This window comes from Gimesia sp., from assembly GCF_040219335.1.
Taxonomy (GTDB): domain Bacteria; phylum Planctomycetota; class Planctomycetia; order Planctomycetales; family Planctomycetaceae; genus Gimesia.
The window spans coordinates 58,711-75,485 of the sequence record NZ_JAVJSQ010000008.1; the positions used below are offsets into that span (position 1 = coordinate 58,711).

Annotated in this window: 4 protein-coding genes; 3 read left to right on the forward strand and 1 reads right to left on the reverse strand. The window is 53.6% G+C overall.

Annotation, left to right across the window (positions count from 1 at the left end; all coding sequences use genetic code 11):
• The first annotated feature begins 106 nt into the window (after positions 1–106).
• Positions 107–3,256 (forward strand): WD40 repeat domain-containing protein, encoded by a 3,150-nt coding sequence (locus tag RID21_RS09055; RefSeq protein ID WP_350188314.1) that lies wholly within the window; start codon positions 107–109, stop codon positions 3,254–3,256.
• Positions 3,257–3,514: 258 nt separating this feature from the next.
• Positions 3,515–5,074, forward strand: a complete 1,560-nt coding sequence (locus RID21_RS09060; protein ID WP_350188315.1) for an ArnT family glycosyltransferase — start codon at positions 3,515–3,517, stop codon at positions 5,072–5,074.
• Positions 5,075–5,090: 16 nt separating this feature from the next.
• Here the strand turns inward: RID21_RS09060 and RID21_RS09065 are convergent, their stop codons facing one another.
• The gene (locus tag RID21_RS09065) at positions 5,091–6,326 is read right to left on the reverse strand and encodes an MFS transporter (RefSeq protein ID WP_350188316.1); all 1,236 of its coding nucleotides are present in this window, start codon (positions 6,324–6,326) and stop codon (positions 5,091–5,093) included.
• A 778-nt stretch (positions 6,327–7,104) separates the two neighbouring features.
• On the opposite strand from RID21_RS09065, the gene RID21_RS09070 reads away from it, so the two are divergent.
• Positions 7,105–16,775 (forward strand): hypothetical protein (locus RID21_RS09070; RefSeq protein ID WP_350188317.1); only part of this gene is annotated, 9,671 nt, incomplete at its 3' end.

The following is a 16,775-nucleotide window of genomic DNA, read 5'->3' on the forward strand; positions in this document are numbered from 1 at the left end:
TTTTACGGGAAGACACCACTTTGAATCACAGCGGTACTTCCCCCTCAACAGAGAAAGCAGACTTCCAATGACCACTCTTCTTCAAAAACAACGCAGGGTACAACCGATGGCCAAAATTGAACAAAACAAGTCTGACACGCATACCCTGGTTAGCGGAACCGAGCATACAGCCGCGGAGCAGAGAGGCTTCTGGAGTTCGACAAAATCGTCTCTTTTGAGTCGGTGGACCCGATTTCGAATTCAGCGATTTGCTTTACCCGCAAAGTGGGCTGCATTGGGAGCACACGTTTATCATAACGGAACGCTGCGTAATCTCTATCGGGATCAGTTTGCACAGCTGGATGGAATGCATTCTCAGCAGGAAGTCTTGAATTTGAGTTTTAAGGCTGCTGATGATCAGGCTTCGCTGCTGGAAAAAGTCCGTTTGGCAGTCACATCACTTCCGCAACGGATCCGCATCAAACTGCTGCAGCGTAAAATCACGCATGCATTCAGTCAGCTGGGACGTCTGGCTTATTTCGAGCACCGTAAAACAGCCGGTCCGAAAGAACTTATCCTGCCGATCGTGCAGCTGCGAAAACGCCTGAAGCTGATCGAACAGGAGATCGAATCTAAGTCTCAGCTTCGCGCCGGGAAGTGGCTGACTCCGCAGCGAGTTCTCATGTCAGCGATTGTATTGCTGCTCTTGTGTGGCGCGGGGATGCTGATGATTCCGGATTCCACACCGGGAGGTGGTGGCGGGATAGTCGTCGTCCTGCCCGGCGGTGAACCGGCGCCGGTGCCGCTACCTGAGGAAGAAATTACGGAGGAAGAGCAGAATCAATTTGCATTCAACCGCATCGGTAAGGGCATGCAGCAGGATCTGCAGCAACTTCAGGCAAATGCCCCCGCAGGAAAAATGAATCAGACGAAACTGCAGGTCCTGCGCAGACAATTCTGGCAGGGATTTCCACAGACTCAGGAGAATGAAAGCCTGAAGCAGCAATATGCAGAAGCTTTGCTGCAAAAAGATCTTCAATTGATCTATGGAGGAATTACAACCGGTTCTACAGGGTTTTTGTCCCAGGTCTATCGAGTTTCTCTGGATGGGGGAGTGGCTCCCATTGCCAGACCCCTGTTTGATCGCTGGATGAAAGAAATTCGAAAGCAGCTGGGTATCCGTGAAGTGGGAAAACTCCAGCAGCTGGAAAATCTGAAAGTCTTTAATCGTACCAGACTGGCGGAAGCGATTCGCGCAACTGCGCCTCTGGCAGAACAATATGTACTGCTGCGAGACTGGAGTGAATACCATTCAGCCGGTCATCAGCAGGATTTCTATCGCAGCCCGCAAGCCTACCTGGCTTTTCTGTACCAGACCGATGATGAATTTCGCAGTCAGCAACAGGCGATTCTCTGGTACAGACAACTGACCAGGGTGGTGAGCGAAGATGAACTGCTGGCGATTGCAGACAAACAGCGCTTGCAGTCTAAGATGGATACCGGACAGATCACGGGCAGCAAGATGAAACCGATGTACGATCTGTTTGAGAGACTGGCTGAAGCCAGTGAGGGAGGATTTATTCTCAACGAGTTTCGTATGCTGTCACGCGCGGATGACAGGTGGGCGGAAGCCTTTGAGGAATACCAGGCAATGCTGGCGTTGCTCGACGCGCGGAAAGTGCTGGCTGCGGCTGCAAAATCGCGTCAGATTCCCGGTGCGAGTCTGGCGGATTTTCTGATTGAGCTGCAACAGGAAAGCGATCGTACCTGTTTTTTGACTCTGGCAGCACGTCAAAATGGAGTTCAGTGGAAAGCAGCGGGTAAACAGTATACAGCGTTATGTGAAATCTATGGTGAGCAGGCTGTCCATCGTGCCGCGCATCAGGTGCGGACAGCAAAACGGTGGCCGTGCAAAGCGGATCCACGGGGCAACGTCTTTATCGAAGTCCCTCCCACATTGCGCGACGCAAAGCGTTTTCAAAAGATCGGTTTCGTCACTCGAAATGAAGCACTTTTCGAATTGCTGGTTCGGGAACCACGCAAGCCGAAACCTGAGAAAGTCAGCCCGCGCAAGGTTGTCGCAACATTTTCCAGCTCAAACCAGATTTCAACGAGTCAGATTCCTGCTGAATATTCTGATGGACGTCTCTCTGTCGCTTCAGGACGTCTGGCTGTGAGCGTGAATGGGGAACGATCGGCGAATATTCTGGGGGGCCTGTTTGGACCCGCGCCGACACAGAGTTATATTTTGCTCTATGAGCCGACCGACACAGACAAACCATTGAAAATTCAGGGAGGTGAAGGAGCGTATGGGTATGCGTTGGACCTGTCAGACCGGTATATCGCTGTGGGAAATCGAACAGCCTGGCTCAGTAATCCACGCACAGGGAAAGGCCCGAGATTGAACGCGGGGGAGGCGTATCTCTACGATCGTCAGAGCGGCAAACTGATTACCAATGTGCGTCCACCACACGACAGTCCGATGCGGGGACTTCAGTTTGGAACCGCAGTTGCCCTGGCGGGAGAATACCTGGCGGTTGGAGCCACTGGACGCAGAGGACACTCTGAAGATGAAGGGGAAGTCGATATCTTCGATATTGCAACCGGGAAGTTTGTGTATCGGATTATGCTTTCGAGCCAGGACCGTGATCATGGAAGATTGGGAGCCAACATCGCTTCCGATGGAAAAAATCTGATCATCACAGCACCGGGAAATGACAAGGAGAGCCGGAAGAACCCCGGCGTCTTTGTCCATCATGCAGGTACGGGGAGATTGCTTTCCCGCCTGGAACGACCTGCAGGCGATAGCCGACCTTACGATTTTGGGATCTCAGTCGCCATTTCCGGCAGCCAGGCGATCGTTGGTTATCCTTCCCACCGCGATGGTGGTGCTGTGCTGGTCTACGAGGCGGAGTCCGGGAAACTGCTTTCGATCTTAAAGGTACCTGGTTCCGATGTGAACGATGACGAATGGGGGGCAGGGAAGCTGGTGAGTCTCATTACGGATAAAACAGGGCGGACATTCTCTCTGGGCAGGTCCGTGGCGATGTCAGATCATCTGATTGCTGCAGCTTCCTATCGAGGCGTCCATCTGTTTGATGCGAGCTCATCGAAGTATCTGTACTCGCTTCTCCTCGATGAAGAACTGAAAGCGTCTGCGGAACGTCGCGAAATTCATCGCATCGGATTTGACGGCACGACCCTGGTGGTTTCGACTCACAATGGCTCCCAACAAAACTGGACGCATCATCGCATCGACCTGAGTCAGTTCAATTGAGAGTGGTGGGCTCAATCAATTCTGTTCCAGGATAAATGGATTCTCCGGGAAAAATGTCTCATTCGAGTCAGGTTCCAGGCATCAGGGCTCAACGCCTGTCAGGGGTGGACAGAGCCTCAGCGGCCTGATAAAAATAAAGCTTTAAGACTGCATGCGAAACAATGATCTTCACTGATCTTTCTGTTGAATGACATTGTTGCAGCAGGCTCATTCCAGAGATGAGCTCCCACCTGTTTGTTGTACTCCGGGCCTGAATTGATGGAGCAAAAAGAACTGGCGCTGCCATCAACTGAAGATCAACGAATGACCCTGGTCGGTCGCGGGTTACTGGCACTTTCACTGTTGAGCTGGTGTCTGCTGATGTTTCCCCTGTTGTCAGGCGGACCGCTGGTTCTGGATGAGCACTGTTCTTACTGGATTATCGATTCCGATCTGCCCGGCACTTCGCTGATGCGCAGTCTGGACTACGCCGCGATTCCGCCCCTGTCCAGTTGGATTCAGATCGGGTTTCTCAAGGTTCTGGGGAAATCGGAGCTGGTGTTTCGACTCTCCTCGGCTCTGTGTGCCCTGGGCGCGATCTGGATTACGTGGCTGGCGGGGAAGGATATGCGGTCTCCGCTGACAGGCGGTCTGGCTGCGTTAATGGTCGCCTGGCACCCGGAAGCGATGGATGAAGTCCGCATTGCCCGCTGTTATGGTCTCGTGCTCATGCTGGGAGCAGCCGTGATCTGGACTACGATCCGCTGGCAACGCCAGCCCCGTTCGCTGGGAGCGGCACTGTTCTGGAGCTTCTCCTCCATCGCCTTACTCTGGACTCATTACACTTCGGCACTGCTGGTCATTCTCTCGGGGCTCGCAGTCGCAGTCAGCTGCTGGTGGCAACGCGATCTGAATCGCACCACCCTCAGTAGACTCTTACTCGCAGCCGGTCTGGTGATTCTGCTCGGTCTCCCCCTGATCCCGACCCTGCTGCGGCTCAAGCTGTGGGGACCGATTCTGAACTTCAGCGGCAGTGATACCTCGATCTGGAACCTGTTTGGTCCGTTCTGGTGGATCGGCTTACCGGTCGGTGGTCTCGTACTCCTGGTGGCACTCAAGCGTCGTTCTGCGCAACCCGTTTCCAGCTCAGAACTCTGGATTACAGCGACCTGCTCATTGCTTCCGTTACTGATCCTGGCGGTACTTTCCTCGGGAGAGATGTCGAGTCTGGCCAATCCCCGTTATCGCGTCGCTTATGCACCCGCGGGGGCCTGTTTTATTGCACTGCTGCTGACTCAGACGCGGCACTGGGTGACCTCCGTGGGGGCAACGGTGGTCGTACTTAGCGCAGCCTGGTTCCTGTCTCCCCTGGGGCCCTGGGATATGGGGCGGCTCGGCTCCCCGACCGAACACGAATGGCGGGAACTGAATGCCTTCATTGCTGAGAACTCAAAACCAGGCGAACCCCTGCTGGTCCAGAGTGGATTGACCGAAAGTTACCTGGTTCCTGCGTTGACAGAGGATCGGGTATTTCTGGAATACGTGGCCTGCCGGGTGAGTCGGTTCTATGTGGACGAGCCTCATCCCCGCTACGCACTGCCATACATCTGGAATCCGCAGTCAGGAGTGATTGCTTTCTTTCAGAATCTACTCGACAGTTGGAAAACCGATCCGGGATCGTTCTGGGTCGCCGCTGCCACCGATACCGACCTGAACCAGAATTCGCTCAACCAGATCCGCGCAATTGCCCGGGAGACCGGCTATGTGGAAACTGAGCAGAAGACCTGGCACAGCGCGACGCTGATTCATTTTCAACAACCAGCGAATATCGGCAAGTGAACCGTCGTGCGAATCGTCAAACCCGGTTTCTGCGGATGGTGAGCAGCCAGTAGAGGGTAGCCGTCAGCATGAACAGGGCACTGGAACTGCAGACGCCGGCCCAGCCGAATTCGGTCCAGCTCCAGACGCCAACTGCTGCACCGAGTGCACCGCCCGCGAAGTAGATCACGATATAAATCGTCCCCAGGCGGTTACGGGCTTCGGGAGAGAGACTGTAAACCCGCGACTGATTACCCACGTGCACGGCCTGGATTCCCAAGTCCATCAGAACCACGCCGATTCCCAGCCCGAGCAGTGTTTCTCCCTGAAAGTAGAGTATTCCAAAGGAGAACAGCGTAAACAGCTGGAACAAGCCGATGATGGGACGCGCGCCGAAACGGTCGCTCAAACGTCCGACGCCACCCGCAGCGAGTGCACCACCGATGGCCAAAAGTCCCAGCATCCCCGCGACATCACTGCCATAATTCAAGGGCGGACGCTCCAGGTGAAAGACGAGCGTCATCCAGAATGCACTGAATGCAGCAAAGCTCAAACTTCCGAACACACACGATTCCCTGAGGACTTTCTCTGATGTGAACAGCTTCCACATCGAAGTCAGCAAAGGAATGTATCCCATACGAATCTGTGGTTTCGTGCTGGGCAACGCATACCAGAGCAGGGCCAGCAGGCAGGTCAACATGCAGGCCGCGATGTAATAAATCGATTGCCAGTCAATCAGCCGCCCCAGAACTCCACTGATCGTCCGCGAAAGCAACAGCCCTGTCAGCAGGCCCCCTACGACTGTACCCACAACACGTCCGCGTTCTGCGGGAGTGGCCAGGCTGGCCGCGAGGGAAATCGTCATATGCGTGCCGGTTGTCGACAACCCCAGAGCCAGGCAGGCGAAGGAGAGCCAGCCAAGACTGTCAGCCGAGGCAACCAGTAATAAAGCACAGATGGAGAGCAGCACCGAGATCAGAATCAGGGGCCGTCGATTAAAGATATCCCCCAGGGGAAGAATCAGCAGCATTCCGCATGACTGACCAATCAGGCTGAGTGTCGCTGCGCTTCCGACCGCACTCTCCGACAATCCCAGGTCGATTGCAATCAGTCCCAGCAGAGGCTGCATGTAATACAGGTTGCCGACCACCATTCCCACGGTTGTCGCCAGCAGTAAAGTCAGGCCTTTACTTAAATGATTTGGTTCAGGCGAATGTTCTGTCTCTGATACTTCCGAGGCTGACGGAGCTTCGGTGGCGGAAAGGGGCGTCATTTCTCTCGTGGATCTATTTGCAACGCTGCGAGGCAGCGAAAGGGGACTGATTTCGTACGTGTCTCTCAATTGAGGGTCATTACCGGGAAGACACGGGCGAGCGTGTCAGGTTCAGCAGTAGGAGGTGTTGCCCTGCATTTGTCTCTCACGTTAGTGCGAAGAAAAAGCGGCCAGGTTTCGCACAGAACAGGACTACAAGTACATTCCAGCACTGAGTTCTCATTTTAGGAACGGAGCTGTTCCTGGAACAGTGACTCTTTCAAAAGTCGTTAGCCATCATTGAATTCGGTCGGGCTTCAGGCTGGCTCCCCAACGCGGTTTCGGCTCTGAACAGCTTCGATTTACCATTTCGGGTGCCTCAGGAAGGGGGCGATGAGAGCCTCTCATTTAGACAGTTGTTGATGTGAAGTAGTTGTTTTGTGTGCGCTTGTTTGTATCGTTGATGTTCACTTAATAGTTGATTGATAAGATATCTTAGTTCTTTTGCACATTGGACTTGTGGGATGACAAATTTTATACAAACAGGTGAAAATAGAGGGTTTTTTTGTAGAAATCAAAAGTTGATTTAGGTAGATAAGTATAAATGTGATGATTGTGCTGAATGAATCGAATGGGTGTAAATTGAGTTAAAGAATAAAAGAGCGTCTTGCGTTGAGTAGGTAAAATAAAGAGTGAGAGCATCCATTCAGTCTGCCCGGTCTGTCGAAATCAGGTAGTCACATCATCGATTTCGTCCCTACTGTTAAGCTGAAAAATTTACTTCTGAGGAGTAACCAGGATGCTGCTTACCAACTGGCTTGCTAACGTCACCTCCCGTCTCCGAAAACGCCCCGTCTTCCGCTCTCGCGATCGTCGAGCCCTCCGCCAACGCTGGCAGACCGCCACACAGAACCAGATCACGACAGCCGAAGTTTTGGAAGATCGGACGTTGCTGACGACCTTCTTTGTCGATGATGACTTCACCTCCGGATCAGATTTCAGCGGGACCGACACCGACCCCGGCACAGGAGGGGATCAGAATGCGGTGTGGAATGTGACAGCATTTGCGACGATTCAGGCTGCCATCAATGCGGCTGCTGCCACCGGTGATACCATTCAAGTCGCCGCGGGTACCTATAGCGGGCTGATCTCATTGAACAAGTCGGTCGATTTGCTCGGAGCTAATGCAGGTATTGACCCGAATACCATGGCCCGCGGAGCCGAAAGTATCATCGACCATGATGGTTTTTATGCGATTCAGCCGACTGCGGACGATGCCACAATCGACGGTTTTTCCTTCGAAGGAAACGGCGGACGTGTGATCGATAGCTACGCAGGTGCGGATAACTTGACCATTGCCAACAACATTTTCAACAATACAAATATTCCGGGGAGTCAAGGTGGCATCCAGTTGCAATCCGGTTCGTTTGATGATTTGACAGTCGAACAAAACCTCTTTCAGTTCACGGGAGACGGTGATGCGCTGCTGGTCGGCGGAGGCGGTTCTTTCGAGAGAATGCACATTGTCGGAAACCACTTCGCTGGAACGACGGGGGGAATCTTCCAAAACGGCGGCACGATCAATGACGCGGTCGTCGAACAGAACGAGTTTACAGGCGGCGTCGGGATGAATATGGGCGATGCTGGTAATATTCAGATCCGAGAAAACACTTTCGATGGGACTTTCTACACTGGTTTTCAGGTTGGAACAATTGATGGTGAAATCGTCGGCAACACATTCCAGAACATCGAAGCCTACCCTGGATTCTTTGGGCAGGCATTCGAGCTCTGGGGAGGACAGTACGGCACGACAGTTTCACAGAACGTGACAATCGAGAATAACGTGATCCACTACAACGATGTCGCCGGTGCTGCCGAGCCGAATCACGGGATCCGATTGCGTACCCCCGATGCAGGATCGGGGATTGATGCATCCACAATTCACATTAACAACAACGCATTTCTCGATGGCGGCGTTCGCGGCGATGCCAAAGCGATTCGACATTTCGGTGACCAGACAACCGCAGTCGATGCGTCGGGAAACTGGTGGGGAACCACCAGCGAAAGTAGTATTGAAGCGTTAATGGAAGACGCAGATGGCGGCACACCACTCATGGTCGACTTCACATCGTTCCTCGACAACGGCACCGATACCGATGGCGTTACCGCAGGTTTTCAGGGCGATTTCTCCACGCTGAATGTGACTGCCTTAGGAGGTCAGACCGGTCCTGTCGGACGCATCCAGGAAGCTGTTGAGAAAGTTACTCCCGGCGGAACGATCAATATCAAAAGCGGCACCTATGCCGGGAATGTTGATGCGACTGCAACGGGCATCGATAAGAGTGTCACTCTGGCTCCCGGCAACAGCCCCGGCCAGGTCATTATCAACGGCGATTTAATTCTTAATGCCGATGACACACTCGACATCGATGTCAATGGCGCAACCGCCGGATCTGGTTTTGATCAGTTTGTAGTGAGTGGGACCGTTGATCTCGGTGGCGCCGCTTTGAACCTGATCGACGGATATGATCCCGTCGATGGTGACGTATTCACGTTGATCCAGAACGATGGAGCCGGTTCTGTTACAGGTGAATTCCCTGGACTTCCGGAAGGATATGAGTTCACAAACTTCCTGGGCAGCGGTCTGAGTGCCTACCTCACCTATGTCGGCGGCGACGGTAACGATGTTGTCATTCACATGGTCGATTCCACACCGGAAGTCGATCTGCCGACGAATGGAACGGACGATGAATATACGATCGAAATCGATGGTGGCAACGTGGTCATTACCGAAGTCGGTTCCGGTAATATCATTTCTTCCATACCTCTGGCTTCACTGAATGGCCCCCTGGTGATCAACGGTGAAGACAATCAGGACGATACCCTGACAATCGATATGACTGGCATCGATCATACCACGCCGCTGCAAATCGAATTCAACGGTGGGGTCGGTGGATTTGATACACTGGAGTTGGTTGGTGGTACCTTGAACTCCGTCGAATATTTCTTTACGAATGCCAACGACGGTCGCATTCAACTCAACGGTTCAGGAACCAACTTCATTACCTACACAGGTCTGGAGCCAATTTCATCCACGATCAACGCCACTGATGTGACACTGAATTACAGCGGCGTCAGTGAAACCATCACGGTGACCGATGCCGGCGGCGGACAGACGACCGTCAACTCGACTGCCGGGGAACTGACGACGTTTAATAATCCTACAGGAACACTGACGATCAACGCCGGTGGCGGTGATGATATCGTCAACGTCAACTCGCTGGACCCTGCCTTTGCCGCGAATATTACCATCAATGGAGAAGGCAACGACGATACCGTCAATCTGGCAAACGGCCTTACGCTGGGCAGCGGCGACACAACCATCAATGCTGATGTGGTAAGTGTTCGTGCAGTCACAACAACTGGAGCAGTAGTTATCACTGCGAACGACACGATCGACATGTCAATTGCGGGAAGTATAAATGCTGGTAGCAGTAACGTTGAACTACAGGCTGTAAATAATATTGAATTGGGGGGGATCTTCACTACCGGCACTGTGACCGTCACCTCAACAGCAGGTGCCATCAACGATGCGAATGCAGGCGCAGGCAACATTATCGCGACCAATGCCATATTGACGGCCGGCGTCGGAGCTGGTGTGGGGGATGCTCTGGAAACGGCAGTTTCGAATCTGGAAGCGAATATTGGCGCTGGTCTGGAATTAGATAATACCGGCACCCTGCTGATCGGTGGCATCGGCCCCGTGGTCGGCGTAACAGTCGGCGGGGCTTCCGTAATTACTTCGACTGGAACGATGACAGTGGCAGAAAATATCACTGCCACAGGTGGCGCGCTGGAACTGGAAAACACTGGCGGGGATTTTATCCTGAATCCAGGTGTGACCATTTCCAACAATGCGGCTAATCAGATTGACATCGATTCCGCCGGCGCCGTAACCATGGCGGACGGAAGTCAGATTACCCACAGCAGCATCGGACTGATTGATATTGATGCGGTGACTAACATTGCTCTTTCGTCGATCTTCACCTTCCTGGAAGTCCAGCTGACAACGACCACCGGCAGTATTACCGATAATACTGCTGCGGAAGGCACACTCATCAGTGCCGGTAGTGTTGCCTTGCGAGCTGCAACGGGGATCGGGGGCACTGGGGCTGCAGACATTAATTTGATTCTCAACACCCTCGCTGCCAATACGACCAGCGGTGATGTCTATCTGTCTGAACCCTCTCAGACCACGATCACTACTGTGAATGGCCTGGCGGGGATTACAGCCGGCGGTGACATCGATCTGAACATTGGTGGGACCCTGAATATCAATCAGAAAATTGAAGCCACGGGCGCCGCATCCACAATTAACCTGGCCGCTGCCAGTGACATCAATGTTAACAATAACGTGATCACCAACGGTGGCGCGATCGACCTGCTGGCCGATAATGACCTTGTCCTTGGGGCAACGTCAGTGGTTGATACGACGACCGCAGCAACCGTCACTCTCACCGCTGATGCAGATACTTCCGGTGGTGGTGGCTTTACGCAGGCTGACGGAAGTCTGGTTGATGCCCGTGGAGGCAATTTAAATGTAACCGCTGACGATAATATTGAGATTGCCAATCTACGTGGCGGTACAGTTCAAATTGATACTCACCTCGGGGCTATTCTCGACAATACCGCTGGTGAAGCTGCTTTGATTACCGCTACTGGTGTCGATTTAGAGGCTGGTTTAAGTGTGGGGTCCAGTGAAGATCTTGATGTGGCCGTAGCTACGCTGTCGGGGAGATCTCAAAATGGTCAGTTCCGCGTCAGCAACACTGGTGCCCTTACTATCGGTGCTGTTGCCGCTAATCCTCCAGGGGTGAATGCCAATAACGGTGACGTGAACATTACTGCTTCCAGTCCGTTACAGGTTTCGGGTAACGTTAATGTAAGCGGAACCGGATCAGTCTGGCTCACAGCTACTGATTCAGTCGGTGCCGGGGATGATTTGACCGTTGATCCCGGTGTAACAGTTTCTTCTGCCAATTCAGGGGTTACCTTGCGTGCTGGGGATAACGTAACTATCAGCCCAACAGCAAGCATATCTACCCCTAACTCAAGCATCGCTGTTTTTGTTGACTATGGTGATGCCGATCCAGGATTTGGGGGAGTGGCTAACCTGAACGGGCTCATGTTTGCCCCATTTGGTATTGGAGTTTATGGAGATAATGACGCTGATCAGTTCATCATTGATGGGAATGGTGGTCCTGTGAATGATGGCGGTACCGTAGATGGAATCAGTTCAATTATCTCATTTTATGGAAATGGTGGATCAGATGAACTGATTCTGGATGACTCGGGAGATGTATCTGGAGATACGATCAATATCACCAGTATCGGTCCTGCGATTGGGCATGTTGGGGGCATCGGGATTCCCGGACTGGATTTCAATACTGTGGAAGATCTGACCGTCTATTCTGGATCAGGCAGTGATGACTTCACCGTAAATCCCAATGCACTGACGACGATTGACATTGCCGGCGGCAATCCAGCCGCTCCTGCTTCACCCGGGGATACACTGACATATCTGACCCCTGCGGGCGAATCTTCCACCTTCACACCAGACGGTACGGATGGGGGGACGATCTCTGCGACCGGTCCATTCCAGGATGTGACCTTTGATGAAATCGAAGGTCTGACCTTCGGCGGCAGCATTGTCGTTGATGGTACCGCCGGTGATGACACGCTGACGATTACCGCTCTGACTGCCAACTCGGGGACGTACCAGATCAACGGCGGGCCGATCATCAATTTCAATGCCAATACAGATTTCACCTTCAACGGTCTGAACGGCGATGACACCTTAATCATCAATAATCCTGCTGGTGGGTTGTTCGATCCGGTGAATGGAATCAACTTTAACGGCGGAACCGGCGGCGAAACGCTCGGTGACACACTGCAGATTCTAGGCGGTACCGCCGCGATCGTCGAACATCAGTTTGTAGATAACAACAATGGTTCGGTTTTCTACAATGGCGAAGGGACCGCCACGATTACCTACACCGGCCTGGAACCGATTGATGATACCATCACCGCCACTGATCGTATCTTTACCTTCACAGGTGCCGCTGAGACGATCACGCTCTCAGATGACGGTGGTCCCGGGGATGGGCTTTCACTGATTGATTCTGACCTCGGTGAATCAGTCAACTTCATTCATCCACTCGCGACGCTGACCATCAACACCGAACTGGCCGGCGGCAGTGGTGCTGATATTATCAATATCGATCCCCTGGACTCGACTTTCACCGCCAACCTGACGGTGAATGCGGGTACCGATGATACCATTAACACCGGAACGGTTGACATCGGAGCGGGTGTGTTGGATCTGACTGGCGGTCAGGTCTTCGTGAATGGCGCATTTACCACTACGGGTAGCGTGGATATAGATTCGACATTCGCTGATATTACCTTTGCTGCAGCTGGCTCGATTGATGCCGGTGCCAGTGATATCGATTTAACCGCCTTCTTCAATGTGGAATCGTTGAATGTGACCACAACCAGTGAAGTACGCGTGACGGCTACCGGCGGCGGAATCAATGACCTGACGGGGAATGCTCTGATCACAGCTGATCGGGCGGCGTTGCGTGTCGGTGGTCCCGGTGGTATTACCGGAATTGACACCAACGTCAATACTCTGGCAACCAGCGTGGCCGGTGGTGCATTTACAATTGACAACACCGGTGCATTGGAAATTGGCACGGTTGATGGCCTGGCTGGTATTACAGCTGCAGCCAGCTCCATCTTCCTGACGACAACCGGCACATTGTTGGTCAGTGACACAGTTACCGGGGGAGCCGTCGATCTGAGGTCGAACGCTACGATGACGATTTCCGATAACGTCAGTGCTTCTACGGGAACGTTGAAGCTGCAAAACTTCGGCGGTGACTTTGTGTTGAACAGCCCCGCACAGATTTCCAACGCAGCTGCCTTTTTGATCGACATTGATTCTGCTGGAGCTGTGAATCTGGCAGACGGATCGCTTGTGACCAGTCTGGGAACCGGTCTGATCGACATTGATGCCGCAGGCAACATCGACCTGGCAAACGTGAACACCAGCGGTGAAGTCCAGATCACAACGTCCGCTGGTGCGATTACAGATAACACTGGCGCCGAAGGGGCTCTCATTACCGCTGACACCGCAGCACTGCGGGCTGCGACCGGCATTGGTGCTGCGGGAACAGGGGATATTGATCTTGCGGTTGGTACCATCGCCGCCGATACGACCACCGGTGACCTTTACTTGAGTCAACTTGGTCTCTTAGAGGTAGATACGGTCGACGGTCTGGTGGGGATTACCGCTGGTGGCAACATTGATCTTAATGTTGGTGCCATGAATACCTATCAGGACATCGAAGCTACAGGTGCTGCTTCGACCATTTCCGTGTTAAATGCAGGTGACCTTAGTATTGGAGCCGGCGTAATTACGAATGGTGGGCAGATTGATATTCTCTCTAATAACAATCTGTTTCTGACGACAAGTTCTTTAGTCGATACAACAACTGCGGCGATCGTCAATGTGATCGCCAACGCTGATGCCATCGGTTCGGGTAGCATCCATCATACGAGTGGAGGCGTGGTCAATGCCCATGGCGGCTATCTGACTGTATCAGGGCTTTTCGTCTGGATTGCCGACCTGCAAAGTGTTGGGGGAACCGTTGCTGTGACTGCCACAGGCGGACCAATTATCGATAGCAATGCTACTGAATCACCCGTAATTACGGCTGATGAGGCAGTCCTGAGTGCCCTGGATGGAATTGGAGTCGCTGGTACAGGTGACATCGATACTGCGGTCGGCACACTGTCCGCTTCAACGACCAACAACGATATCGTGATCAGTAATACTGGTGCCTTGATCATTGGTGATGTGGCTCCCCTGTCGGGAGTCACTTCCACGAACGGTTCGGTAACCGTTTCCGCCTCCAGCCCACTGACCGTCTCCAGCAATGTGACTGCAGCTGGAACCGTTAGCCTGACGGCCGGCGATTCCGCTGCCGCCGGTGATGACCTCACGATTGACCCCGGTGTGACCGTTGAGTCAACCGGCGCCGATGTGGTATTGACAGCCGGTGATGACTTCACCATGGATGCAACCTCCCAGATCAATGCTGCGACAACCATTGGAATCTTCGTCGATCCAAGTGTCGGCGATCCGGATGCCGTGGGTGGTACTGTCGATCTGGTTGGTGGTATTTCCGCCCCGGGGGGAACGACGGTGACCGGCGGTGATGACGATGACACATTCAATATCCTGCCCAGCAGCACATCCACGATTGCTGTTGTAGGCGGCGATCCGACTCTCCCGGCGGTTCCCGGGGATACGCTGAATATTGATCTCAGTGGTGTGACCGATCCCGCCCTGGTTCTGGGAGGCGCACCGGGTTCCGGCACGTTTAACTTCCTGGCTCCCGATACCGAACTGGCTGTCAGCTACAGCAGTATTGAGGATGTGAATACCCTGGCTGGCTCCTACCACCTGGTGCTGGATATGTTCTTCTCCGGGTTCGAAGACGCTTCCGACGATACGATCGACGTCGGTCTGGATGCCGGTGGTACGAACCTGCTGATCGACATCAATGGCAGCAACTTCTTCACCGGTAACGATGCGGATATTCTGTCCTTCACCGTACTGGGATCGGACGACGATGATACGTTGAACATCAACGAAACCGCAGGCGGCCTGCCGATCTTCGCGACCGCTGCACCGTCTGCGGTTCCAGGCTCCAACGGGGCGCACCTGAATGCGGCCGCAGAAACATTCCTGGAAGACGAGTTCAATCCCAATACCTACGATGTGAACGACATTACGATTCACTACGACGGTAAGAACGGAACCGACGCGATCAACGTGAACTTCATCACCGATCACAATGCCGGTTACTTCTCGGATGTGATCGACGGCCTGGGCAGTGGTAACATTGGCGCCGCCGCTGTGGGCGACACGGACATCGACCTGGGACTCTCCTTCGGCAACGTCGAAGGTGTCGGCATCTCCGGTTCGGGAACCGGTGGCCTGCATGTGGATGCCTCATCCACCCCCGACACGACCGGTATTAACATCAACGATGACGCCGGTGCCGGTGACGGGATCTCCCAGATCACCGGGAACGGCGGTTTCACCGATCTGTTGTTCGAGGACTTTACCGATCTGCGGGTCCTCTCGGGAACCGGTGCGGAAACCATTAACCTGTTTGCCCTGGATTCAGCGACCACACTCACTAATGTCGAACTGGATGCCGATGACATCTTCGCGGCCGATGATACGGCCGACGATTACATCCAGATCCGCTCCACGCCTGCCGGTACGGTGACGAATGTGAATGTGCTGGGCGGCCTGGGGAATGATGATATCTATCTTATCGGGGGGGCATCTACAGTCGATAATATCTTTGCCACAGTCAATGTGGATGGCGAAGGTGGTACATTAGACGCATTATATGTGTTTGATTTTGGAGATGTAACGGGGGATACGTTTGAAGTGACCTCCACTACGATAGATGGACTCTCCAGTGCACCCGGCACTGATGTGACTTATACTGCGATCGATTTTCTGGACGTGAGAGGCACGAGTGGCAACGATACGGTCAATGTCAATCTGACCACCCAAGAAGACTTGGATGATGTCTTTATTCGCGGTAATGATGGCAACGACGAATTCTTTCTGCAGAACAGCACACCCGTTGGCGTGGATACACGGCTGTTTGGAGGCGATGATGCAGACACCTTCCACTTCCTGGGAAGCAATGTCCTGCGAGGCTACATTAACGGGGATAGTGATTACGACACCATCGACTACAGTGCCTACACCCCAACCGTACATGTCGAACTGAGGGGCTTGGGCCCGGATAATGGATTCCAGGGAATCGAGAACAACGGCAGCATCTTGGGCACTGGTTCTGGCGGAATCGGCTTTTATAACATCAATAATCTGGATGGCTCAGTCAACAGCGACACGCTGGAAGGCCCCAACCTGAACAACTACTGGGGTATCACGGCCGACGATGAAGGCTTCATTATCGCCGAACGCAACAACCTGGCCATCGGCCGACCGACGATCGCCGGCGATGCGATTGCGACTCCACCCGAAGAGCGCCTGGACTTCATCAGCTTCCAGAACCTGATCGGGGGCACGCAGGACGACCGCTTCGACCTCAGCGACGGGGTCGGTCTGACCGGTACCCTCGACGGGGACACCGGTAACGACAGCCTGGACTATCGGGACTACACCACGGGCGTGACCGTCGACCTGTTCGCCGGCACTGCCACGAATATCAACGGCGGCCTGGTGGCCGGCACCGGTGGTGGCGATGACGACAACAGCATCGAAAATGTCTTCGGCGGTGATGGCAACGACAACATCACCGGCGACAACGATCACAACATCCTGGGTGACGGCCTGGGCAGCGACAACCTGGA